Origin of the sequence: Mesorhizobium sp. M2A.F.Ca.ET.043.02.1.1, assembly GCF_003952405.1 — a bacterium.
Classification (GTDB): domain Bacteria; phylum Pseudomonadota; class Alphaproteobacteria; order Rhizobiales; family Rhizobiaceae; genus Mesorhizobium.
The window spans coordinates 1,754,600-1,777,081 of the sequence record NZ_CP034445.1 but is presented as its reverse complement, the minus strand read 5'-3'; the positions used below and the strand labels follow the sequence as shown (position 1 = coordinate 1,777,081).

At 63.7% G+C, this 22,482-nt stretch carries 31 protein-coding genes; 15 read left to right on the top strand and 16 right to left on the bottom strand.

All coding sequences use genetic code 11. The features are described from left to right. Positions 1-206 precede the first annotated feature (206 nt). From pqqE to EJ068_RS08345, 7 genes are all read right to left on the bottom strand, one after another. Positions 207-1,307 carry a pyrroloquinoline quinone biosynthesis protein PqqE gene (gene pqqE, locus EJ068_RS08375; RefSeq protein WP_127249193.1) on the bottom strand — a complete coding sequence of 367 codons (1,101 nt, stop codon included), beginning with the start codon at positions 1,305-1,307 and terminating at the stop codon, positions 207-209. After that, on the bottom strand, positions 1,304-1,600 hold the full coding sequence (gene pqqD / locus EJ068_RS08370; protein ID WP_127249194.1) for a pyrroloquinoline quinone biosynthesis peptide chaperone PqqD: 297 nt from the start codon (positions 1,598-1,600) through the stop codon (positions 1,304-1,306). The genes pqqE and pqqD overlap by 4 nt, the downstream gene beginning before the upstream one ends. Continuing rightward, positions 1,597-2,355 carry a pyrroloquinoline-quinone synthase PqqC gene (pqqC, locus tag EJ068_RS08365; RefSeq protein ID WP_127249195.1) on the bottom strand — a complete coding sequence of 253 codons (759 nt, stop codon included), beginning with the start codon at positions 2,353-2,355 and terminating at the stop codon, positions 1,597-1,599. The genes pqqD and pqqC overlap by 4 nt, the downstream gene beginning before the upstream one ends. Next, a complete protein-coding gene (pqqB, locus tag EJ068_RS08360; RefSeq protein ID WP_128315024.1) occupies positions 2,352-3,290 on the bottom strand; it encodes a pyrroloquinoline quinone biosynthesis protein PqqB in 939 nt (312 codons plus the stop codon). The genes pqqC and pqqB overlap by 4 nt, the downstream gene beginning before the upstream one ends. A 125-nt stretch (positions 3,291-3,415) precedes the next feature. Further along, positions 3,416-3,511 carry a pyrroloquinoline quinone precursor peptide PqqA gene (locus EJ068_RS08355; protein WP_126064473.1) on the bottom strand — a complete coding sequence of 32 codons (96 nt, stop codon included), beginning with the start codon at positions 3,509-3,511 and terminating at the stop codon, positions 3,416-3,418. 64 nt (positions 3,512-3,575) lie between these two features. Then, on the bottom strand, positions 3,576-4,058 hold the full coding sequence (locus EJ068_RS08350) for a ferritin-like domain-containing protein (protein WP_129554513.1): 483 nt from the start codon (positions 4,056-4,058) through the stop codon (positions 3,576-3,578). 180 nt (positions 4,059-4,238) lie between these two features. Next, a complete protein-coding gene (locus tag EJ068_RS08345; protein WP_127249197.1) occupies positions 4,239-4,568 on the bottom strand; it encodes a low affinity iron permease family protein in 330 nt (109 codons plus the stop codon). Positions 4,569-4,804: 236 nt separating this feature from the next. On the opposite strand from EJ068_RS08345, the gene EJ068_RS08340 reads away from it, so the two are divergent. Then, positions 4,805-5,131, top strand: coding sequence for a DUF768 domain-containing protein (locus tag EJ068_RS08340; protein ID WP_127249198.1), 327 nt, complete (start codon positions 4,805-4,807; stop codon positions 5,129-5,131). A gap of 1 nt (position 5,132) precedes the next feature. Here EJ068_RS08340 and EJ068_RS08335 read toward each other — a convergent pair whose 3' ends face one another. After that, complete coding sequence (locus tag EJ068_RS08335; RefSeq protein WP_127249199.1) at positions 5,133-5,327, bottom strand: hypothetical protein; 195 nt, start codon at positions 5,325-5,327, stop codon at positions 5,133-5,135. Between the two features lie 242 nt (positions 5,328-5,569). Between EJ068_RS08335 and EJ068_RS08330 the strand changes: the two genes are divergently transcribed. The 14 genes from EJ068_RS08330 to EJ068_RS08265 all read left to right on the top strand — a co-directional run bounded on the left by EJ068_RS08330 (position 5,570) and on the right by EJ068_RS08265 (position 15,918). Continuing rightward, positions 5,570-5,815, top strand: coding sequence for a hypothetical protein (locus tag EJ068_RS08330; RefSeq protein ID WP_127249200.1), 246 nt, complete (start codon positions 5,570-5,572; stop codon positions 5,813-5,815). A gap of 62 nt (positions 5,816-5,877) precedes the next feature. Then, complete coding sequence (locus tag EJ068_RS08325) at positions 5,878-6,861, top strand: alpha/beta hydrolase (protein ID WP_129554512.1); 984 nt, start codon at positions 5,878-5,880, stop codon at positions 6,859-6,861. A gap of 236 nt (positions 6,862-7,097) precedes the next feature. Further along, a complete protein-coding gene (locus EJ068_RS08320) occupies positions 7,098-7,532 on the top strand; it encodes a hypothetical protein (protein WP_127249202.1) in 435 nt (144 codons plus the stop codon). Beyond that, positions 7,529-8,749 carry a divalent metal cation transporter gene (locus tag EJ068_RS08315; protein WP_127249203.1) on the top strand — a complete coding sequence of 407 codons (1,221 nt, stop codon included), beginning with the start codon at positions 7,529-7,531 and terminating at the stop codon, positions 8,747-8,749. The genes EJ068_RS08320 and EJ068_RS08315 overlap by 4 nt, the downstream gene beginning before the upstream one ends. Next, positions 8,749-9,108: a hypothetical protein gene (locus EJ068_RS08310; protein ID WP_127249204.1), complete on the top strand. Its 360-nt coding sequence runs from the start codon at positions 8,749-8,751 to the stop codon at positions 9,106-9,108. Before EJ068_RS08315 ends, EJ068_RS08310 begins: the two co-directional genes overlap by 1 nt. 2 nt (positions 9,109-9,110) lie before the next feature. Continuing rightward, positions 9,111-9,440 (top strand): hypothetical protein, encoded by a 330-nt coding sequence (locus tag EJ068_RS08305; RefSeq protein WP_127249205.1) that lies wholly within the window; start codon positions 9,111-9,113, stop codon positions 9,438-9,440. A gap of 161 nt (positions 9,441-9,601) precedes the next feature. Then, positions 9,602-10,216: a hypothetical protein gene (locus EJ068_RS08300; protein WP_189342362.1), complete on the top strand. Its 615-nt coding sequence runs from the start codon at positions 9,602-9,604 to the stop codon at positions 10,214-10,216. Continuing rightward, the gene (locus EJ068_RS08295) at positions 10,213-10,605 is read left to right on the top strand and encodes a phage holin family protein (protein WP_127249206.1); all 393 of its coding nucleotides are present in this window, start codon (positions 10,213-10,215) and stop codon (positions 10,603-10,605) included. Before EJ068_RS08300 ends, EJ068_RS08295 begins: the two co-directional genes overlap by 4 nt. Further along, positions 10,602-11,465 carry a DUF3618 domain-containing protein gene (locus EJ068_RS08290; protein WP_127249207.1) on the top strand — a complete coding sequence of 288 codons (864 nt, stop codon included), beginning with the start codon at positions 10,602-10,604 and terminating at the stop codon, positions 11,463-11,465. The genes EJ068_RS08295 and EJ068_RS08290 overlap by 4 nt, the downstream gene beginning before the upstream one ends. A gap of 73 nt (positions 11,466-11,538) precedes the next feature. Further along, entirely contained in the window at positions 11,539-12,048 is a 510-nt protein-coding gene (locus EJ068_RS08285) for a ferritin-like domain-containing protein (RefSeq protein ID WP_127249208.1), read from the top strand. A 174-nt stretch (positions 12,049-12,222) separates the two neighbouring features. Further along, positions 12,223-13,446: an ABC transporter substrate-binding protein gene (locus EJ068_RS08280; protein ID WP_245463375.1), complete on the top strand. Its 1,224-nt coding sequence runs from the start codon at positions 12,223-12,225 to the stop codon at positions 13,444-13,446. Next, complete coding sequence (locus EJ068_RS08275) at positions 13,434-14,393, top strand: PQQ-dependent catabolism-associated beta-propeller protein (protein WP_127249209.1); 960 nt, start codon at positions 13,434-13,436, stop codon at positions 14,391-14,393. The genes EJ068_RS08280 and EJ068_RS08275 overlap by 13 nt, the downstream gene beginning before the upstream one ends. Continuing rightward, positions 14,390-15,115, top strand: a complete 726-nt coding sequence (locus EJ068_RS08270; protein WP_127249210.1) for an ABC transporter ATP-binding protein — start codon at positions 14,390-14,392, stop codon at positions 15,113-15,115. The genes EJ068_RS08275 and EJ068_RS08270 overlap by 4 nt, the downstream gene beginning before the upstream one ends. Further along, positions 15,112-15,918, top strand: coding sequence for an ABC transporter permease (locus EJ068_RS08265; protein ID WP_127249211.1), 807 nt, complete (start codon positions 15,112-15,114; stop codon positions 15,916-15,918). Before EJ068_RS08270 ends, EJ068_RS08265 begins: the two co-directional genes overlap by 4 nt. Here the strand turns inward: EJ068_RS08265 and EJ068_RS08260 are convergent, their stop codons facing one another. The 8 genes from EJ068_RS08260 to EJ068_RS08225 are packed head-to-tail and all read right to left on the bottom strand — an operon-like array spanning position 15,919 to position 22,452. Beyond that, a complete protein-coding gene (locus EJ068_RS08260; RefSeq protein ID WP_126064492.1) occupies positions 15,919-16,335 on the bottom strand; it encodes a c-type cytochrome in 417 nt (138 codons plus the stop codon). Continuing rightward, entirely contained in the window at positions 16,316-17,194 is an 879-nt protein-coding gene (locus EJ068_RS08255) for a cytochrome c oxidase assembly protein (protein WP_127249212.1), read from the bottom strand. Before EJ068_RS08255 ends, EJ068_RS08260 begins: the two co-directional genes overlap by 20 nt. Next, positions 17,191-17,532, bottom strand: coding sequence for a hypothetical protein (locus EJ068_RS08250; protein ID WP_126081311.1), 342 nt, complete (start codon positions 17,530-17,532; stop codon positions 17,191-17,193). The genes EJ068_RS08255 and EJ068_RS08250 overlap by 4 nt, the downstream gene beginning before the upstream one ends. A 1-nt stretch (position 17,533) precedes the next feature. Then, a complete protein-coding gene (locus EJ068_RS08245; protein WP_126064495.1) occupies positions 17,534-18,139 on the bottom strand; it encodes a cytochrome c oxidase subunit 3 in 606 nt (201 codons plus the stop codon). Beyond that, positions 18,136-20,112: a cytochrome c oxidase subunit I gene (gene ctaD / locus EJ068_RS08240; protein WP_129554511.1), complete on the bottom strand. Its 1,977-nt coding sequence runs from the start codon at positions 20,110-20,112 to the stop codon at positions 18,136-18,138. The genes EJ068_RS08245 and ctaD overlap by 4 nt, the downstream gene beginning before the upstream one ends. Continuing rightward, positions 20,109-21,122 (bottom strand): cytochrome c oxidase subunit II, encoded by a 1,014-nt coding sequence (gene coxB / locus EJ068_RS08235; protein WP_189439035.1) that lies wholly within the window; start codon positions 21,120-21,122, stop codon positions 20,109-20,111. Before coxB ends, ctaD begins: the two co-directional genes overlap by 4 nt. Then, positions 21,119-21,652 carry a c-type cytochrome gene (locus EJ068_RS08230; RefSeq protein WP_127249214.1) on the bottom strand — a complete coding sequence of 178 codons (534 nt, stop codon included), beginning with the start codon at positions 21,650-21,652 and terminating at the stop codon, positions 21,119-21,121. Before EJ068_RS08230 ends, coxB begins: the two co-directional genes overlap by 4 nt. After that, a complete protein-coding gene (locus tag EJ068_RS08225; RefSeq protein ID WP_245463446.1) occupies positions 21,649-22,452 on the bottom strand; it encodes a substrate-binding domain-containing protein in 804 nt (267 codons plus the stop codon). The genes EJ068_RS08230 and EJ068_RS08225 overlap by 4 nt, the downstream gene beginning before the upstream one ends. Between the last annotated feature and the right edge of the window lie 30 nt (positions 22,453-22,482).

The following is a 22,482-nucleotide window of genomic DNA, read 5'->3' as shown; positions in this document are numbered from 1 at the left end:
CCGGCGTGCTTCCAAGCGAAGAGTATATCAATCGCCGAGATGGACCGTCGCTGCTAGTGCGTTTCACCGTTTCATAGAAACGGCGAAACGCCCTATCTATTTGTTTTTTTTACGCAATTCCGGACGGAAAACCGCTCACACTTTTCCTGGAATTGCTCTAGCCGAAGCCGGGCCCCTATCGGCGGCGGTTGTTGCTACCCTCAAAATCACGATCCTATCCGGCGATACATGAAAGCATCGTCTCCGGCGGTATTGCTGCGCCGCGTTTCACCGACCAAGGCGGCCATACGGGCGTGCGCTGTCGACTTGATGCAGGCTGGATCTGTTGCAGCGGCATCGCCGACAATCGCTAATGCCTGACACCGGCAGCCGCCCCAGTCGACCTCGCGACGCTCGCAGCTTCGGCACGGCTCCCGCATCCATTCGGTGCCGCGGAAGGCGTTGAAGGCCGGTGAGTCGGTCCAGATTTCGGCGAGGCTGCGGTCTCCGAAGCGCTCGAAGCGCAGCGAGGGAATCGTCTGCGCTGCATGGCACGGCAACACGGTGCCGTCGGGGGCCACCATGAAGGCGTCGCGTGCCCAGCCGCCCATGCATGGCTTGGGGTAGATGGCGAAGTAATCCGGCGTGACGAAATCGATGGTCATGATGCCGGCGAGCTCTTCCTGGGCAGCCGCGACGATGTCGGCCTGCCGGTCGACCGCGGCACGGTCGGGCATCAGCAAACTGCGATTGGCTAGCGCCCAGCCGGCATATTGGACATTGGCGATCTCAAGCCGCTCTGCACCCAAGGATAGGGCTAGGTCGATGAATCCCTGCACTTCCTCGCTGTTTTGTCGATGGATCGGCGCGTTGATGGTGAGCGGCAGCCCGGCCGCGCGGGCGCGGTGCGCCGTCTCCAGCTTCTTCTCATGGCCGCCCCGGTGGTTGCCGATACGATCGGTGGTCACTGGGCGGGCGCCCTGGAAGCTCAGTTGCAGGTGGTCGAGACCGGCTTCGGCAAAGGCCTCGATGCGGCCTGCGGCAATGCCGACGCCGGCGGTGATGAGGTTGGTGTAGACGCCGCGCGCCGAACATCCTGCGATCAGTTGCTCGAGGTCGCGGCGCAGTGTCGGTTCGCCACCGGAGAGATGCACCTGCAGGACGCCGAGATCGGCGGCCTGCGAGAAGAGATCGAGCCAGGTCTGCGTGTCGAGTTCGCGGTTGGCCTTCAGCAGTTCGAGCGGATTGGAGCAATAGGGGCACTGAAGCGGGCAGCGATGCGTCAGTTCCGCCAGCATGCCGATCGGAGGCAGAATGGGCTCGCTCACAGCTTCACCAAAAGCTTGTCCGACCATTCCTGCAGGAAGCGGATGACATCGTCCGCCATGTCCTGCGGATCCGCGTCGTAGTCGGCCGCAAGATCGGCGATGATGCGCTCGACGGTTGATTGCCCGTCGCAGCGGCGCAGTATGTCGAGACTGATGTCATTCGGCCAGAACACCTTCTCCGGCGCAAGCACGGCGAAGGCCAGTCGCACGGGGTCGTGCTGGATGCGCACATGCCTGGGCAGCGATGGCGCGGAGCGCAACGACGCGATGGCTCTTTCGCGCAGCGCCGTCATGAAGCCGTCTCCGGGCGGAAGGCGCCGGGCGGTATGTTCCCCGGCGCGCCATAGGCATGCTGGAGCGCATCGAGCATGGCCCACAGTATATCGCATTTGAACACCAGCGCATCGATCGCCTGCTGCTGGCGTTGGGGCGTGTCGGCGTGGACCAGCACATAGGCGAGGGCGAAGTCGGCGTCGCGCTTCGCCTGCTCCGGTCGCTGCGTGAAATAGGCCAGCGTGTCCTCGGTGATGTAATCGTATCTGGCCAGCATCGCTGCCATGCGCTCGCCGATGATGGCCGGCGAGAACATCTCGGTCAGCGACGACGCGACCGCCTCGAGCAGCGTACGGTTGGTGCAGAAGGAGAGATAGGCGCCGACGGCGAAGCGGGTCGCCGGCAGCGCCAGCCTTTCGCTTTTGACCGCTTCGGCATCGAGCCCGAGCGAGGTCGCCAGATGCAGCCAGCGCGCGATGCCGCCACTCCAGCCGTCCTCGCCGTCATGGTCCTCGATGCGCTTGCGCCAGGCGGCGCGAAAAGCCGGATCCGCCGCACGTGCGACGATCATAGCGTCCTTGCGCGGAATCACGGCCTGGTAACAATAGCGGTTCAGCGCCCAGGCCTGCATCTCGGCCTTCGACAGGGCGCCTGCGGTCATTCTGTGATGGAAAGGATGGCGGTTGTGATAGCGCTCTTCGCCGATCCGCCGCAGCACGGCCTCAAGCTCGCTCTTCGACAGTCCGTCTCGCGCCGCGTCGTGGAAATCGCTCAAAATTCCATCTCCATGCCATCGGCGGCGACTTCCCAGTCAGCCGCCTTGACCGCCGCGTGCTCGGCGGAACTCTCGTCCAGAACAGGATTGGTGTTGTTGACGTGGATGAAGATACGGCGACCGATCTTCACATCGGCCAGACCAGCGATCGAACCCGCTTCTCCCGACATTGCGATATGGCCCATGCGTGCACCGGTTTTCTGGCCGACGCCGGCCGTGATCATCTCGTCGTCCGTGTAGACGGTACCGTCGAACAGAAGGCAGGCGGCTCCGGCGAGGCGCTCGCGCAGCGCGGCATCGATACGCGCGCAGCCCGGAACGTAGAAGACGGCGCCGCGACCGTCGGCCCCGCTGATGCGGACGCCGATCGTGTCGCCCGTGCCGGAGCTGAAATCGGCGTCCGGATCGCCTCGTTGCTCGAGATAGAGCGCGACCTTGCCGGGCACGGGAAAGGCCTCGATGACAACGCCGGTCTCATGGCCGTCCGCGCCGCAGATCGCCATCTCTTCCGTCGGCGCCAGGAGGCGCCGGGGCACGATCGTCGGATCGAGGACATTGAAGATCGAATTGGCCTCCAACGTCGCCAGCACCTGCGCCGTCGCATAGATCGCGAAAGGCTCTCGCTCACGCAGGCTGAGCAAGCCGGCGACATGGTCCACATCGGCATTGGTCAGCACCACAGCGCGGATAGGCGTCGAGCGCAGCGGTGCGTCGACCGCGGGCTGCAGCTCGGGCGTTTGCGCAATCTGCTGACGGATGTCGGGCGATGCGTTGAAGAGAACCCAACCTGTTCCGTCCGCCGATACGGCGACGGACGATTGGGTTCGGGAGCGCAGACCGGGCACACCGGCGCGGGCCGCGCGGCTCAGGCGATAATTGCAGTTCCATTGCGGAAAGCCGCCTCCCGCCGCCGATCCGATGATCTTCACGCGCATGGCAATGCATGCCCCGCGGGCCAACTGACCGGCGCCACTTTTGCGGCTGCGGTCGATTTGCGTCCGCGTCTTCTGATATCGCAAAGGATTGCATGCCCCGTTGAGCAGGGCATGCAATTCACGGGCTACTTTTTCCGCCGGATTTCAGCAGGCAGATATCGCGAAATTTCGAAGCCCGCCGCCACCTGACACATGGTTGGTTTCTTCCAGGTCTTCTTCATCGAGTTCTCCTTTCTGCAGCTCGCACGGAGCGACGGCGCCGCCAATGCAAAGTGTTGGGCGTTGCTAGGCCGCCTGCAAGGCACGTTGATTGGCGTCGCTCTCACCAAGAGCGTTGAGCGCCTCGTCGGTTGCCGATTCTTCCTTCAAAGTCTGCCGGAGCAACGGAAGAGCATCCTTGAGGCCGAGCTGTTCGGCCCATGCGATCAGCGTGCCGTAGCGCGCGATTTCATAATGCTCGACTGCTTGGGCGGCGCCAACCAGCCCTGCGTCAAGCGCCGGCTCGTCCTTGTACTCTTCGAGGATTTCCGAGCCCTCCTCGATGATGCCGTCAATGGCCGGGCAGGTCTTGGCCCTGGCCGGCTTGCCGAGCATGTCGAAGACTTGCTCCAGGCGGTCCACCTGGTCTTCGGTTTCCTTGAGGTGCTTTTCGAAAGCGGCGCTTATCTTTTCGGACTGTGCTGCTTTCGCCAGCTTTGGCAAAGCCTTCAGGATCTTCTTTTCCGCGTAGTAGAGGTCTTTTAGTCCGTCCAAGAACAGGCTTTCCAAGCCGTTCGAGGTCGCGGACGAAGCTTTTTTGGCATCTTAGGTCCTCCTTGGGTGTAGGGATGTGCCTGCGGCACTCTTCCTAATCCGCCCGGAGACCCGAAGTTCCGACAAGAGTGTCATCATCGCTGGCGCCGTACTCTCAACGACTTGGCTCTGAAGGCAGTCCGGTCGATGAAGAAGTTAACTTCCGCCTTGTCCGACATCGCGCATTCGCTCGATTTCCTCCGGCTCTTTGTCGTCCATTCCGGCGATCTCGTTGCGAGCCTTGTCGTTGGCCTTGATCAGCTCATCGAGCTTCGCCTGCAGCGCTTGGGTGTCGCGATGCTCGGCCCTTTGAATAAACAGCGTCATTGCCCAGGTGACCAGCGTCGCGGCGCCATGCCAGTCAAGCGTCTCCCGCTCGAAGAAGTACCAAGCAACAGTGTAGCCGCCCAAAACCAAAAAGGCCGCCGGTCGGGACGTCAGTGTGCCGACTTTGGTCAGCGCTTCTCGAAGCTGCAATGTTGCCATGCCTGCGAACGGCTGAGAGCAATCCGGGTTCCCGCTGGATATGTTGGGCTGCAACCTAACTCGAGGCGGCAACGTCCCCCTCGTGTCAATCGCTCTCGCCGTGGAAAGCCATCGAGCAGATTGCCAGAGTGTTCAAGCTCCCCACGGTGCGGCGATCCGTTCATTCCTCGCGGTCTAGGATTTGCGGGAACATCGGCGTCATCGTTCAGTTATCTCGCGTCAAGGAGGAGGTGCTCATGAACGCGACGAAAGAATTCCTGCGCAGCTGGCTGGAGGAGAATGTCGGCAACTTGCCAACCGACACTGAGATCAGCGTTCCGATGCTGGCGCAGCAATTCGAACAGGACGCCGACGCCGCCGGTTACGGTCGCGAGGTGCGGGAGCAGGAGGTCGGCAATATTGAAGACGCCATCCAACGCGCGCTGGACAAAATCGGCGAGGAAAACAGAGGGTCGGAATCCAGTCCCGATGAAGAGAATTCGCTGGTGCCTGTGATCGACGCCCTGGAAGCCGTTGAGCATGAACAGGGTGATACCGAGGGGTCCGGCAGGCCGGCCGACTAGTCTAGCGGATCTCCTTGGTAAGCGCCGCGATTACCGCGTCCAGAACCGCCTTTGGGCAGGTCTCTCCTTCGCGCAGCGCTTCGAACAATGAGGTCACCACGCTTTCCAGCGTTTCGCCGTGATCCTTCGACAGTTTCGAAGCTGCTTGCGTGAGCGCTTCGAATTCCAAAAGGCTGAGTGGAGAGTGGCGCGTCATGGTTCCTCCATCGCGAGGCGGACGCAGCAGGCAACCGGACGCTTGCCGCAGTCGTAGAAGTGCAGCGGTTCAGCCTCAACCACATTTGTTGCAGTAAGCAGCCGTTGGTTCTGCCCGGTTGCGGAAGGTGGCGAGGCCGGTCGCGCCGCGCACGGAACAAAGGGCGGCCACAGAGGTTTGGACCCTGCTTCCAACCTGCCCGGAAGCTAGCAGACATCCGACCAAAGCGGAGAAGGTGCTCAATGACGAAGTCGCGCCAAAACGACGATACTGTGCGATCCACTCCAAGCAGTGGTAGGACCGTCCAGCAAGCAGGAGCGGACAGGGATTCGCCGCAAGAAGATCCGGTTGAAGGCTCGCGGAAGGTTGTGGATCGCGAGCTCGCCCGGCAAAAGCTGTCGGGCGGGACTGATAAGAAGGAGGCCGAGCAAAGCCTGCGCGACCAAACCGAGGAAGAGACTGATCTGCCTCAGAAAGGGTCGGCCTGATAGCAAGCAGCCCACCACTGCAAAAAGTCCCCTGCTTTCGCACCCCCGCCTAAATTCCAACCATGACGGCAAAGTCCAGGAAGAACCTGCTTCTGTTGCTTGCGGCCGCAACGTTCGGGCTGGCGCTCTATAACAATCTCCTGGCGAGACGGGCGTTGGCCGCACGTCCGCTCGGGCGCTTCATCCATCTCCGGGGAACGAAGCTGCATTTCCTGGAGGCGGGCCACGGGCAACCGCTTCTGCTGTTGCACGGCAATGGCGCGTCGGCGGAAGACTTCACGACAAGCGGCATCTTCGGCAGGGTCGCCGCCAGACATCGCGTACTTGCCTTCGACAGGCCCGGCTTCGGCATGAGTCCACGCCCGGCCGGCAGACCTTGGACAGCAGCTGCCCAGGCCGACCTCATCGATGCCGCGGTCGCGAAACTCGGCATCGAGCGCTACATGGTTGTCGGCCATTCCTGGGGGGCAGCGGTGGCGCTCGAAATGGCGCGCCGGCATCCCCGGTCGGTTGCCGGCGCCGTTGTCGTCGCCGGCTATCATTACCCGTCGCCAAGGCTTGCCCTTGCCATCTCCGCGCTGCCGGCGGTTCCGCTGATCGGGACGGTGCTGCGCCACGCGGTGCTGCCTTCGCTGGTCAGGCTGAACTGGCGCTGGGCGATGAAGAAGATTTTTCATCCGGCAACGATCGCGATCCCTTTCGCGACAACGACAAGAGGGTTGGCGAGCCGGCCCTCGCAACTGCGATCCATCTCCGCTGAATCCTTCCTGATGCTGGCATCGGCACTTTTCCCAAATCGCCGATATGCCGAAATCGCCGTCCCTGTCGGGATAATTGCCGGCGCGGGCGACCAGCTGTTCGATGCCAAGACCGAGGCGCTGCGGTTGCAAGACGAGATAAGCCATTCACTTCTGGATATCGTCCCGGGTGCCGGACATATGGTGCATCAAAGCAATCCGAAGGCGGTCCTAGCGATGATCGACAAGGTTGCGGCTTTTGCCAATATTGGTGACATGGCGAAGCACCGGCTCGTACGACATGATTAAGTGCGCGGCCCGCGGAATAAAGTAATACGGCCGAGGTTCGGCGGGCTTCCAACGGAGAACCAGCCGCGTTTTTTTACCGACAAGAAATTGCAATTCCCGGCCAGGGTGGGAAAGCCGAACCCTGTCTCCGCGCGCGCTGCAGCAGGCAATCGGTGGCGCAAAACCCGAACACGGAGGAACTTTCCCGTGGGTGCGGCTTTATCATCGTAATTTCAAGCGATTGCAACGAGTGGAAGATGTTGCGCACCGTTGCCCGGCCGTGCCGGGCCCTCCTGCCTCTGCTGGCGCTGGCGCTTGCCTCCTGCTCCTCGTCTGAAACCGTCGACCAGCAATCGAAGCTTGCAGCCTCGACGGCACAGTCGGCGGTGCTGGTAAGTGATGCCTGGCTCGCCGGCGCCGCGCCGTCCCGCTACGCATCGTCCGCCTTGCAATCCTTTGCCGAGACACTCGACGACGCCGGCCGGCAAGTGCAATCGGCGTCGCCGTCCGACCGGGCAAAGCGGGATGCGCTGGCAGAGGTTCTCAGCCGGCTGTCGAACGCGGCAAGGCGGGCCAAGGACGCGGTCGAGGCCGGACAGTACGCCGGGGCCAGCCAGGCGCAGCAGGAACTTCGCGCCGCGCAAGGCGACCTCGCCGCCGCCTATCGACAATATTTCTCGCCGGGCCGATGAAGAAGCTGCTCGAGATCTCGCTTGGTGTCGTCACCAGCGTCGGCGGCTTCCTGGAGGTCGGGTCGATGGCGACGGCGGCACAGGCCGGCGCGCTGTTCGGCTTCCAGCTCATCTGGGCGGTCGTGCTCGGCACCATCTGCATCATCTTCCTGGTCGAGATGGCCGGCCGCTTCGCTGCGGTCAGTCATCACACCATCGCTGACGGCATCCGCGAGAGGTTCGGCTTCAACGCGTTCATCTGGCCGCTGCTTGCAGTCTTGCTGGTCAACTTCCTGGTGCTCTCCGCCGAGATCGGCGGTGTTGCCATTGCCGCCGAGCTTGCCACGGGAATCCGTTTCCAATGGTGGGCCTTGCCGGTGGCTTTCCTGGCGTGGCTGCTGCTGTGGAAAGGAACGTTTGGCCTCATTGAGAAAGGGGTGTCGATGCTTGGCCTCGTCACCGTGTGCTTCGTCGTCGCGGCCGCGATGCTTCGGCCTGAATGGAAAGAAGTGGCTGTCGGCGCCGTGCCCAGCCTGCCGCACCACGACACGGCGAAATACTGGTTCATGGCCGTCAGCATTCTCGGCGCCTCGATCTCGCCTTACCTTTTCATGTTCTATTCCTCGGGCGCGATCGAGGACCAGTGGGACAAGAGCTATCTCGGCACAAATCGGGCGATTGCCGGCCTCGGCATGAGTTTCGGCGGGACGATTTCCATCGGCGTTCTCATCGTGGCCGCGCTCGCGCTTGGCGCTCATGGCGTTAACGAGGTGGACGACTACAATCAGCTTCCGCTGATGTTGATCCCGATATTCGGCTTCTGGGGTTTCGTCCTTTTCGTTACTTCTCTGGCCATCGCCTGCTTCGGCGCCGCCCTCGAAGTGGCTCTGCAGCAGGCCTATCTCGTCGCGCAGGGGTTCGGCTGGAACTGGGGCGAGGATCTCAAGCCGCGCGACGATCCCGGTTTCAGCCTGGTCTACACGCTGACGCTCTTCCTTGCCGCCGTTCCGATAGCGCTCGGTCTCGACCCGCTGAAGCTCACCATCTTCTCGATGGCGCTGACCGCGGCGAGCCTGCCGCTGACGGTCGTGCCCTTCCTTTTCCTGCTGAATGACGACCGCTATGTCGGCGAGCACCGCAATGGCGTCGTTTCGAACGCGGCCGTGATCTTCGTCATCGCGCTCGGCTTCGTGCTGGCGGTGGTGTCCATTCCACTGCAGATATTCGGAGGCACGTGATGCAGTTGCTGCGCGACATACTGGACAAGCAGGTCGTCGATCGCGAGCAGGTCAAGATCGGCAAGGTGGACAGCATTGTCGCCGAGCTGACGCCGGGCAAGCAGCCCAGGGTAAGTGCCGTTGAACTCGGCTCGATCGCGCTGGCGCGACGGCTTGGCTCGGCGCCCGCAAGATGGACGGCGAAGCTCGCGGCAAGGCTGAGCGGCAAGCAGCAGGCACGGCCGCACCGGATCGCCTGGAACAAAGTGCGCGATATCGGCGTCGACTTAGAATTCGACATCGACGTCCGCCGGACCAGGATCTTCGCCTGGCAGGACTGGCTGCGCGAACATGTGGTCGGCCGAATACCGGGAGCGTGAGCATGGCGACTGTACACCTCGATCACCTTGCCGGCAGGCGCGTGTTCTCGGAGCACGGCAGGAGCATCGGCTATATCGAGGAGATCGTCGCCGAGCGGGACGGCAGCGACCTTGTCGTCATCGAATTCCATGTCGGGATCTTCGCCGCCCTCGAGCGCTTGTCCGCTTCGACCATCGGCACCGCCTTGCTCGACTTCTTCGCGTTGCGGCGGCGTGAAGGCCTTTATCGCATTCCCTGGGACAAGCTCGATATTTCCGATCCGACGCGCCCCAGGCTGCTCTGCCGCGACGAGGAGCTTGCCGCTTTCAAGGCGCAGCCCGAGGGCAAATGACGATTTGCTAAAAAGCTGCTCATGCGGGGGAACATAGCAGCCTGCGCGAAGTTGGATTCGCATGGAGGAGGCTGCGCCATGAACAGTGTCATCTATCTCATCGGTCTGATCGTCGTTGTGCTAGCGGTGCTTTCCTTCCTCGGTTTTCACTAGGAGGCACCATGCAGCGCGAGAACGACCGGGGCCGCGAGCCCGCCGACTTTGGCAAGGCAAAGGACGAACTTTCCGACAGGATCCAGGAGGAAACCCAAAGCGCGGGTGAAGCGCTTCACGATGCCCGCGACGAGGTCGCCCGCAGGGCGGGGGCGTATGCGGCCGAAGCCCAGCAGGCCGTCGCCGAAAAAGCCGAGCAGGCGCAGCGCGATATCGGATCGAGCCTGTCCGCTTTCGGCGGCGCGCTGCGCGCCGCGAGCGATCACCTGGCCGAGAGCGACCAGGGCGCGGCCTCGAAATTCATGCAGGAGGCCGCGAGCGGGCTGGAACAGCTGTCCTCCTCGTTGAAGGAGAAGCCGTTCGGACAGGTGCTTGAAGACGTCCAGTCCTTTGGCCGCCAGAATCCTGGAGCACTTCTTGCCGGTTCGGTTCTGGCGGGACTGGCGCTTGGCCGTTTCATAAAGGCTTCGCCGCCCGGCACGCGCCTCCCGACGCAGGGCGCGGCCACGCCTGAATATCCCAGCCAAACCGGCATGGGAACGGACGCAGACCGGGATGACCCTCCAGCGAACTGGGGTTCCGACGGCGGCATACCGGGGAAGGCAGCGGAGCTGATGAAATGAGCATTCAGGACAATCCAAGTCTCGGCACATTGGTTGCCGATCTGGCGCAACAGGTGAGCACGCTCGTGCAAACGGAGGCCAGGCTCCTAAGGGCGGAAATCTCGGAGAGCGCGACCAAGGCCGGCGCAGGCGCCGTCGAGGTGCTGGGCGGCGCGATATGCCTGCTCGCGGCGCTTTTGGTCCTGTTGCAGGCGCTCGTCATCGCCCTGGCTCGCCTTGGTCTGGGCGCCGGGTGGTCCGCCTTGCTCGTCGGTGTGGTGGTTGCCGTTCTGGGCGTGATCCTGTTGCGGACGGGCATGGCAAGCATGGCGCCCTCCGAGCTCGCGCCGGACCGTACACAAGAACAGCTCAAGCGTGACGTGAAAGTGATCAAGGAACAAGCGAGATGACCGAGAAATCCGCAGCCGAGCTCGAACGCGAGGCGGAAGCCACGCGCGCAAGGGTGGTGGCGACCGCCGACTCCATTCGCGACAAGATGACTCCCGGCCAGCTCTTCGACGAGTTCACGGGGCTTTTCAGGAATGGCACGGGCTCCGACATGCTCCACAACCTGAAGGTCCAGGTTCGGGACAATCCGTTACCTCTGACCATGATCGGCGCGGGTCTGGCCTGGCTAATGTTGGGCAGTGGCGCTTCGAGCGCGTCGACTGGCACCGATCGCGTGACGCGGCGCGGTCCCGGGCTCGATCAGGGAGCATTTGGGGCTGGAATGAGTTCGACGGCCTCGAATGCGGCAGGCTCTGTTGGCGAAGCGGCCAGTGGAGCGGCCGCAACTGTCTCGGGAATGGCCAGCGAAGCAGCCGGCACAGTGTCGGACATGGCGAGCAGCGCTGCGGACACGCTTGCGAGCTCGGCGGCAGCTACGGCCGACATGGCGACGAGCGCCGGCCGGTCCGCGCACAATCTGCTTCAGGATCAGCCTCTCGCTGCGGCCGCCGTCGGCCTCGCCATCGGAGCTGCGATCGGCGCCATGCTGCCCCACACGGAACTCGAGGACGAGCAATTGGGCGGCTATCGCGAGAAGCTTCGGGACACTGCCGGAGAGACTTTGAAAGAAGCCCTCGACGCCGCAAAGCAAGTTGCGGCCGAAGCCTACCAGACCGCGAGCGACGAAGCCGGACGGCTGGCGTCAAGCGAGGGGACGCTGGCCGATAAGGTCGGCGGTGTCGTCAAGGCCGCGGCCGACAAGACCGACGAGTCGGTGCGCGAGAAGCTCTCCGATTCCGATCCGTTCTCGCGGGAATCGTAACCGGAACTCACGTTCAAGGAACAATCCACGCCGCCGGCGGTTCGGGCGGCGTCAGATCGATGGAGATACTACAATGGCTGAATCGCGCGAATGGCTTGTCCAATGGTTGAGGGACGCTCACGCCATGGAGGAACAGGCAGAGACAATGCTGTCGGGGCAATTGAGCCGGATCGAGAGTTACCCTGAGCTCAGCGAGCGAATTCGTTCTCATCTGGAAGAGACGAAAGAGCAGGCAAGGCGGCTGAAGAGCTGCCTGGACGGGCTCGACGAAGGATCGTCCATGCTGAAGGATGCAGGCGGCAAGCTGACTGCCACGGCACAATCGATCAGCGGCGTGTTCGCCGGCGACGAAGTCATGAAAGGCTCACTGGCGAGCTACACTTTCGAACATATGGAAATCGCCTCCTACACGATCCTCATCTCCGCCGCCAATGCCGCGGGCGAGGCCGAGATTGCCCGCGTGTGCGAACAGAACCTGCGTGAGGAGGAAGCGATGGCCGAGTGGCTGAAGAGCAACCTGCCGCAGGTCACAGAACAATTTCTGGCGCGGGCAGACATGGACAGCGACAGCGCGAAACGCTGATTTTGGAAGCAGGAACAATCGGAGGTTCCACAAGTTGGAGCCCAGGTCGGTCCTCCCACCACCGGTCTAGGCTCCAAGCCCGCCCTGCTTTGCAGCAGGCGGGCTCGACTCGGTTTGCCGTCCAGGAACATTCCTTGCTGAAAATCATTAGGTCGCTGCGGTCCTGGAGTTCCCGTGGCGATTTCGAACATCCAACTTGGCTTGCTCGACATGAGCCTGATGCGGCTGGCGCTGGTGTTTGTCGGTCTGCTCGCCATCGCCGTCCCCGCGCTTGCCGAGCCGCGGACGATGGTGATCGGCTATCTCGGCGAACAACGCAAACTACCTCTACCCCTTGGGCCGTTGGACGAGGCTGTCACCGACGATGGCCTGCAAGGCGCCAGACTGGCCATTGCCGACGACGCCGGCACCGGCCGCTTTCTCGGCCAGCAATTTCGGCTGCAAGAAAGGGTTCTCAAGCCGGGCGAAGCACCTGCCGAAGCTGTCAACGCGTTCGCGGCCGCCGGCATCAGCTTCGTCGTTGCCGATCTCGATGCCGCGCAATTGCTGCAGGCGAGCGCAGCGCCCGGTGCCGAGCGTATGATGCTCTTCAACAGCCGCGATCCTGATGACAGCCTGCGTCAGGAGGACTGCCGAAGAAACGTTCTGCACACCATTCCGAGCCGCGCCATGCTGGCCGACGCCCTGGCGCAATACCTGGTCTGGAAAGGCTGGCAGCACTGGTTCCTGCTGACTGGTCCGCATCCCGACGACCTGGCCATGGCGGCGGCCTTTCGGCGGGCAGCGACGCGTTTCGGGGCGCAGATCACCATCGACAAACCTTGGACGTTCCGGCCCGCCAACGGCCGCGCCGACACCGGACATGTCACGCTCCAGACGGAGATCCCTGCTGCAACGCAGGTCGGCGACTATGATGTTCTGGTCGTCGCCGATGAAGCCGACGAGTTCGGCGCTTATCTCGAGGGGCGCACCGCCTTGCCGAGGACGGTGGCCGGGACGCAAGGGCTGGTGGTCGCCACCGGCTGGAGCGCGGTCGACGAAGAATGGGGCGCCACGCAGCTCCAGGACCGCTTTCACAAGCTGGCCGGACGCTGGATGCTGCCCAGCGACTACGCCGCCTGGCTGGCGGTCAGAAGCGTCGGCGAGGCGGCAACGCGGCTGCACAGCCTCGATCCGACTGCGATAGCAAAGTATCTGCGCAGCGACGATTTCCTGCTCGCCGGCTTCAAAGGACAAGGGCTGAGTTTCCGTCCGTGGGACGGGCAGATGCGCCAGCCCATCTTGATCGCGGGCCCCCGGCTGCTCGTTTCCAGTTCGCCACAACCGGGTTTTCTGCATCAGCGCACGCCGCTCGACACTCTGGGCATCGATCTGGAGGAGAGCACATGCAAACGCTGATCGCGCTCGTGCTGGTGTTGGTCCTTGTCCCGCCCGCGGCGGCCGAGACGATTTACGTCTCTAATGAGCAGGACAACACCGTGGCGGTCGTCGATGGGGCGACCATGACATTGCAGGCGGGGATCGATGTCGGCCGGCGCCCGCGCGGCATGGCGCTTTCGGTTGACAAGAAGACGCTGTTCGTTGCCGAAGGCGACGACAACCGCATCGACGTGGTCGATCTCGCCAAGCGGCAGGTCGTCGGTCAACTGCCTTCGGGCGCCGATCCGGAATTCTTTGTCGTGCACCCGGACGGCAAGCGGCTCTTCGTCGCCAATGAGAACGACAATCAGGTCTCGGTGGTGGATATAGCCGGCGCGAAAATCATCGGCACAGTCGACGTCGGCGTCGAGCCGGAGGGAATGGCGGTCAGCGCCGATGGCCGAACCGTCGCCTGCACGTCGGAGACGACGAGCATGGTCCATCTCATCGACGCCACTACGCTCGAACTCATCGACAATCTGCTCGTCAACACGCGGCCGCGCGCTGCGGCGTTCTCGGTGGACGGCAAGCAATTATGGGTGTCGTCCGAAATCCGAGGCACCGTCACGGTCTTCGACACTGCGACACGCGCACAAACGGGCAAGATCGAGTTCGAGGTGCCGGGCATTCGGCGTGAGGGCGTGCAAGCGGTCGGCATCGAGATGTCACGCGACGGCGCGACTGCCTATGTCGCGCTCGGCCCAGCCAACAGGATTGCCGAGGTCGACACGAAGACATTCACGGTCAGGCGCCTCTATCTCGTCGGCCAGCGGCCCTGGCATGTTGCGCTCTCCGACGACCAGAAGCAATTGATCAGCGCCAACGGCAACTCCGGCGACATCTCCTTCATCGACCTGGAGAACCAGGAGGTCGTGAAATCGCTGCCGGTTGGGCGCGGTCCATGGGGCGTCGTGATCGGCCCATGAACGCCCTGGCCGTCGAGAATCTGAGCCACAGTTTCGGAACCCGGCAGGTTCTCCAGAATGTCTCGTTCACTGTTGCTGAAGGCAGAATGTGCATCCTGCTTGGCCGTAACGGCGCCGGAAAGACGACATTGTTCTCGCTGATCACCGGTCTCTACTACGCGCGCACCGGGCTGGTGCGTGTCTTCGATATGGCGATGCAGGCGAACCCGTCCGCCGCGCTCGCGCAAATGGGCGTCGTCTTCCAGTTGCCGACGCTCGATCTCGATCTGACGGCGGGCGAGAACCTGCGCTACCACGCCGCGCTGCACGGACTTCCGACGGAACTGAGCAAGGCGCGCTCACGGGAGGAATTGAGCCGCCTCGAAGTGCTGGACAGGATCGACGATCGGACCCGCGCGCTATCCGGCGGCCAGCGCCGGCGCGTGGAGATTGCGCGGGCGCTGATGCACGGCCCGCGCCTGCTGCTGCTCGACGAGCCGACCACCGGGCTTGACGTGCCGGGACGGCGCGCGCTCGAGCAGCATGTAAGGGATCTTTGCCGGGAACGTGGCATCGCCGTCCTATGGGCGACGCATTTTCTCGAAGAAGTAGCGCCCGCAGATGACGTCGTGGTGCTGGATCGGGGTAGGGTTTGCTGGACCGGCCCCGCGGACCGCATCGCGCCCGAGCTCGGCGTAGGAAGCGTCGCTGAAGCATTCGCTTTGCTGACGGGTTCGCCATGAAAGTCGATCACGCATTACGGGCACTCGACGGCATCTTGCGGCGGGAAATGCTGCGCTCGCTGCGGCAGCGCGCGCGCCTTTTCTCCGCAATGGTGAGGCCGCTGGTCTGGCTGGCGATTTTCGCGGCCGGCTTCCGCTCCGTTCTCGGCCTGTCGATCACGCCGCCCTACCAGACCTATGTTCTTTACGAGGTCTATGTAGTGCCTGGGCTGGCGGCCATGATGCTGCTGTTCCATGCCATGGCGAGCTCGTTGGCCATGGTCTATGACCGCGAGATGGGCAGCATGCGCCTGTTGCTGACGGCTCCGCTGCCGCGCTGGTACCTGCTTGCCGCGCGCCTGCTGGCAAGCGTGATTGTCGGTCTGCCGCTCGTCTATCTGTTTCTTTTCGTGGCGCGCTTCTGGGACGTGCGGCCGCCGGCCCTGGGCTATGTCGCCGTGTTCCCGGCGCTCGTGCTGTCGGGCTTGATGCTCGGCGCGTTCGGTCTGTTGGTCTCCTCGATGTCCACTCAGATGGAAAACTTCGCCGGCGTGATGAATTTCGTCATCTTCCCGATGTTCTTCGCCTCGACAGCGCTCTATCCGATCTGGCGCCTCGCTGAAGCCGGTCCGGTGCTGGCGACGATCGCCGCCTGGAATCCATTCAGCTCGGCGGTCGAGTTGATCCGCTTTGCGCTCTACCTGCGGTTCGACATGGGTTCCATGCTCGTTGTTGTCGCCTGTCTCGTGGCATTCTTCCTCGCGGCGGTGGCCGGTTATGATCCCGGTCGCGGCCTGTGGTCCCGGCGTGGCGGCGAGGGCTGATCATCTGAGGGCATAGAGATAGGCCGCGATGTCGCGCGCCTGCTGCTCTGTGATCCTTGTCGAGGGCATGGCGGTGTGCGGATTGATTTCCCGTGCCGAGCGGATCCAGCGGATCAGGTTCTCCGGGTTGTTCGCCAGCACACCGCCGATGTAGATGCGCCCGGCCAGGCTGCCGTCCAGCCGCGGCCCGACCTGGCCTTGCGCCCCCGGCACCCCGGGAATCGTATGGCAGCCTGAGCAGCCATTCGCTGTCATGATAGGAATGGCGCGCGCGCCCACGCCGCCGGTCGCCACGTCCGACTCGTGTTGGACACGCTCGCGGCGGTCGAGCCACAAGGTCGTCGCCGCGATTACGACCACCAGAAGCACGATCGCGACGAGGACGCCCCCGAGCAACCTAACCAGGTCGGAGCGCATGGGCCGCCTCCCTGGTTCCGCTGTTGCTTATCCAAAGGCCGGCGAGCAGCAGAGCGGCTCCGCCGTAGATCAGCCCGGCCGGCACCCACATCACAAGCCCGGCGAGTTGCTGATCCTCGAGCGGGCTCAGGCGCCAGAGCGCGGCGCCGGAGGCATTCTCCGGATACCAGAGTTTTGGCGAGACCAGCAGCAGGACACCGAGCAAGCCGGTGTGAAGCGAGGTGAAGAAAAGATGCATGACGGAAATGCCATAGGTCTGTTCTCGGCCGGAGCGCGGCAGAAGCACCCACCAGAACAGCAAGGCGGTGCCGAGGAAGCTCGCATGCTGCGCGTAATGCAGCACACCCTGCTGCAGCGCTGCCTCGAAGAGCACCGGAACATGCCAGATCCAGATCGCTATCCCATGAAGGATCGTCGCGCTGAGCGGGCGAGCGGCGAAAGCCCAGAGCGCCTGCAGCACCTTGCCACGAGTGACGTTTCCCGTCCCTCGGCGGAGTGTGGTTGGCAATGCCCACATCAAGGCCGCGCCGGGACAGGCGGCGACAAGAAGCGGCGCCGCCACGGCCATCAGCAACTCATGCTCGATCATATGGGCGGAAAATACCAGCTCGCCGAGCGCATGGATGGGGCTGACCAGCGCAACGGCCAGCACGCTCCAGCCGGCCGCGAACAACAGAGCTTGCCGTAGCCGTTCGGGACGGCCCCGGCCGCTGCGACGCCACAGACGGCCCGCGCCGAGCGCATAGATTAGTGCTATCGCAGCCAAGGGAGACGTGATGGGAAGCGCCAACGTCCATCCGGCCCCCGGCGCACCGGCGCCGTAGCATATCGAGGTGGAGAAGAAGGCGTCCAAGCTCATCGCAGGCACTCGTCGAGGATGAGCGCTGCGCTGCCCTGCATGATGATGACGAGGGCGAACAGCAATGCCGCGAGAATGCCGAGATCGGCGACGAAACGTTCGGTGCTGCGCGTGCGCTCCGGTTTGAATGCCGCGCCGCCCTGCCGCTTCGCCCGCCATGACAGCGCGCCACCAAGCAGCGAAAACACCGCGAGCAACAGCGCCACCGGTAGCACCACCTGGACCTGGCGATTGCATTGCCAATGCACGAGCGAATAGTTCAGCTGCGTCGAGATTGCCCAGGCCAAAGGCCCCGACAACAAACCTCCCCAGGACGTGCCCAGCCGCAGCGCGCGCATCTCAGCCTAACCTCGGTAGCCAGTAGATGAGGAGGTAGATCGGAATCCAGGTGAGGACCACGAAGTCCCAGTAGAAGACATTGTCGCCGACATCGCCGAAGCGCCGGCCGCTATAGCCATGGTGCGTGAACATCAACACCGTCAGGACAATCGTATCGCCGACATCGGTGATCAGATGCGTGGTGTGGAGACCAAGCAGCACCCAGAGCATCGAGCCGTAGGCATTCGTGTCCCAGTAGATATTCAGGGCGGGAAACTCGAACCAGCGCACGACAAGAGGCGCGAGGCCGAGCAGCGACATCACCACCATTCCGATCCGCACGGGCCGCATGGCGCATCGCTTGGCATAGCCGTTGAGGATGTGGTTGGGCACCAGGCTGGCGATGAGAAGCAGCGTCACGATGGTTCCCGGCCAATGGTTGGGCTGCGGAGCGCTCAGGCGCCAGTTGGGCCACAAAGTAACGAGGTAGAGGTAAGCGCCGGCGGCTAGCGCGAAGCCCATGCCTTCCAGCGCCATGAAGCCAAGCGTGCCCCACCAGGTCGGGCTGCGCGGGCCATGGCCAAAGGTCGGGAGGCCGGTAAGATCGAGGGCGGGACGCTGGTTCATTCCTCGTCCTCCGGATCGGCCTTCGGCCAGAACCAGCCGACCAAGGTGACGGCGATCGGCGCGGCGCCCCAGATGATCGCCCAGGGCGTGAAGATCGAGTACAGGAAGGTGGCGCCGACGGCGATGGCCGCCAACAGCGGCCAGATCGACGGCGTCGCCGATTTTTCGCGGATGTCGGGATGGGCTTCCGCCACGGTGGAGACGAGCAATTCGCGAACGTCGACCCGAAGCCCGGTCGCGACAGGAAGCGCCCCGCGTTCGGCCCAGAGCGGCTCGACATTCGTCACGATCGGAATGCGCGCGAAATTATAGCCGGGCGGTGGCGAGGACGTCGCCCATTCAAGCGTGCCGGCATCCCAGGGATTGTCGCCTGCGGGCGTGCCCCTTAGCGCGCCATGAACCAAGTTGAACGCAAACAGCACGAAGCTCAGGAAGAAGAGCACCGCGCCGGCGCTGATGAAGAGATTGATGTTCCCCCAGCCGAGCTCGGCCGGATAGGTGTAGACCCTGCGCGGCATGCCCCACAGGCCGACGATGTGCATAGGGAAGAATGCCGCGTTGAAGCCGATCATCGCCAGCCAGAAATGCCAGCGTCCGAGGCGCTCGCTCATCATGCGGCCGGTGATTTTGGGGAACCAGAAATAGGCGGCCGCGAGCAGCGGGAAGACCGAACCCCCGATCAGCACGTAGTGGAAATGGGCGACGACGAAATAGGTGTCGTGCACCTGCAGGTCGAGCGGCACCGAGGCGAGCATGACGCCGGTAAGTCCGCCGATGACGAAGGTGAAGAAGAAGCCGAAGACGAACAGCAGCGGTGTACGGATCATCGGCCTGCCGTCCCAGAGAGTGGCCAGCCAGCAGAAGATCTGAACGCCGTTGGGGATGGCGATCAACATGCTGGATGCGGTGAAGAAGCTCGCGCCGAGCTTCGGCAGCCCGGTTGCGAACATGTGGTGGACCCAGAGGCCGAACGACAGGAAACCGACCGCGATCAGCGACAGGACCAGCCCGAGATGGCCGAAGGCCGGGCGCCGGGCGAAGACCGGAATGATTGCGGAGACCATGCCGGTGGCCGGCAGGAAGATGATGTAGACTTCGGGATGGCCGAAGAACCAGAACAGGTGCTGGAACAGCAGCGCGTCGCCGCCCTCGGCCGGGTTGAAGATATGCGTGCCGACGAGCCGGTCGAGGATCAGGAAGGTCGAGGTGATCATCACCGCCGGCATGGCGAAGACGACGAGGAAGGACGTGACCAGGAGGGCCCAGACATAGAGCGGGATCTTGTCCAACGACATGCCCGGCGCGCGTTGCTTGAACACGGTCACGATGGTCGCGACGGCGACGGCCAGTGAGGATACCTCGGTATAGGTGATCATCTGCGCCCACACGTCGGCGCGCTTGCCCGGACCGTATTCCGGTCCGGACAGCGGCACATAGGCGAACCAGCCGACATCCGGCGCCATCGCGAGGGCGAACGACACCCAGGCAAAGAGGCCACCCGAAAGATAGACCCAATAGCTGAAGGCGTTGAGGCGGGGGAAGGCGATGTTGCGGGTGCCGACCATCAACGGCACCAAGTAAATGCCGGTCGCCTGCACAATGGGCACGGCGAACAGGAACATCATGGTGACGCCGTGCATCGTGAACAGCTGGTTGTAAAGGTCCGGGCCGATCAGGCCACGCTGTGGGCCCGAGAGCTGGATGCGCATGGCCACGGCGTTGAGCCCGCCCAGGCAGAGAAAAAGGAAGGCGGTGATCAGGTAGCGGCGTGCGATGACCTTGTGATCGACGCTCGACAGGGCGCCGATGATGCCGGGAGGCGTCCGCCATGTCCGGGCCAGCCTGCGGTGCAGGCTGGCATCGTCCATGCCGGTGTCGCGCGGCCCGTCACGCTCGGGTGCGATATCGCCTTTGGCGGAGGCTTCGCGCTGCGGCGGCAGATCGCGTTCGCTGGTGAGATCCGCGCTGCTCATTTCAGCCCCTCGAGATAGGCGACGATGGCGTTGAGCTCGTCGCCGCTCAAATCGACCACCGGCATATGCGAGCCGGGCTTCACGCCTTGTGGGTCGGCTATCCAGGCGGCGAGGTTGCCGCGGCTCATCGTCAATGTTCCGGCCGCGAGCGTCTGCCGGCTGGCGATATGGGTGAGATCCGGCGCGACCGTTCCGCCTGCCGGCGTGCCGCCGATCTTGTGACACATCACGCAGGGGCGTTTCAGGAAGAGGTTCTCGCCGGCCTTGGCCTCGTCGCCCGTTGGAGCGGCGGCCGGCTGCAACTGGTCGTTCCACCAGGCGTCGAACTTCGCGCGCGGCTCGGCGATGATGAAGGTGCCCATATTCGCGTGCTGCGCGCCGCAGAACTCGGCGCATTGGCCTCGGTAGACGCCGGGCTTGTCGGCCTTGATATCGAGCACATTCATTCGGCCGGGAATGAGGTCTAGCTTGCCGGAAAGGCTCGGCACCCAGAAGGAGTGGATAACGTCGGTCGAGGTGAGAAGAAGCCGCACGGGTTCGCCGGCGGGAATATGGATCTCGTTGGCCGTAGTCAGGATGCGGCTCGGCGTGGCGTCTTCGTAGCGCACCTCCCACCACCATTGATGACCGGTGACGCGAATGGTCAGCGCGGCATCCGAGCCGATCGCGGCAAGCGTCCTGTTGGCGAAGAAGCTGAGCAAGGTCAGCCCGACCAGGATCACGGCGGTCAGTCCGACGGCGACCATCACCACGCGCAGCTTGCGGCTGTCGGCGCCGGCGTCCAGCGCAAGCGGCTCGGCATGTTGCCGCGAGCGCATCAGCAACGGCACGGCAAGGGCGGCCATCACCAGCACCCACACCACCGCGCACAGGCCGGTGAAGAACCAGATCAGCCATGCGAGCTCGCTCGCCGCCGGACCTTTTGGGTCAAGCGCCGATTGCCAGCCTGCGCATCCCTGAAGAAACAGGGTGATTGCCGTGGCGAACGCAATCGAGGCGAGGCGTTTCACGGCGACTTCCCCAGCGTGGCGGCATCCGGCATGCGGTTTTCGGACGGATGCGCCATCATGTCGTCGTTGCGCGACGGCGCGGCGGAGGAGGGCGCGTTGCCGCTAAGCGAGCGAACGAAGGCCGCAAGCTCCCAGATCTGGTCGTCCGGGATCTTGTGGCGGAAGCTCGGCATGCCGTTCGGGCGACCGTCGCGGATCGTGGCATGGATGCTTTCCATCGAGCTGCCATAGATCCATTTTTCGTCCATCAGCGCGGGGCCCATGCCGCCGCCGCCATTGGCATGGCATCCCGAACAGTTGAACCAGCCGAACAGGCGCTTGCCTTCGCTGAGATGAAAGGCGTTGGCCTCGAAGCTCGCCGCCTTGTTGTCCGTGGGCGAGGGGCGCTGCCCGCCGGGTTCCAGCGTTGTAACCGGAGTCGGCTGTTCGCCGGAGCCGAGCGCCGATTGCGGGCGTGTGTCCCGTTCCTCGCGCTGGCAGGCAGCAAGGGCCAGCGACGCGAACAGGAGCAGCGCGACAACCGGTCTCATCGCACAGGGCTCCCGGAGGCATCGAGACGCGGCACTGCATATTGAACCAACAAGGCGTCTATCTCGGCCTTGTGCCTGGCGAGAGCGCTGTTCACATCGCCACGCAGCGCATCGTCCTCACGCCGAACGCCCATGGAGATATCGTAAATCATGGGCAGTTGCGGTCCGTCTATGCGCGGCGTGACCGGCGTGATGCGTAGCGGCACCCTCTGCTTCTGGGCGAAATAGCCGGCAAGCGGACCCCATACCACGGCGACGTCGATCTCGCCGCTCGCCACCGCGTCGACGATGCGCGCCGGCGGATTGGGAGCGGAGTAATCGCCATAGACGGGGTAGCCGATGAGATGCCCGACGATGCCGCGGCGGCCAAGCGCCTGGACAGGAGGCGAGTTGGCGCCGTCGTCGCCGATGAGCTGAACGCCGATGCGCAAGTCACGCAGCCGCGGGTCGTTGAAGGAGGTCACATCCGGGCTGTGCTGGCGGGTCACGAAGACATAGGACGACCGATAATAGGGCGTGGTGGTGCGCAGCATTTCGAGATTGGCAGGCGTGCCGGGCACGAGGTCGCACAGCCCCGCCTTCAGCGTGTTGCGCACGAAGCCGCGGCGCTGCGCCCACCAGGTGTAGGTCAGCTTGGCCCCGAGATCGTCGGCGATGATTTGCGCGATCCTGTTTTCGAAGCCCTGGCCGGCCGCGTTGGAAAAGGGCAGGTTGTTCGGGTCGGCGCAGACCCTGAGCTCACGAGCGCCGGCCGTCGCCGGCAAGAGCAGCAAGGCGAGCGCGGCGATGCCGAGCGCCATGCGCGTGAGCAGCTTCTGGGCCGCGCCGTG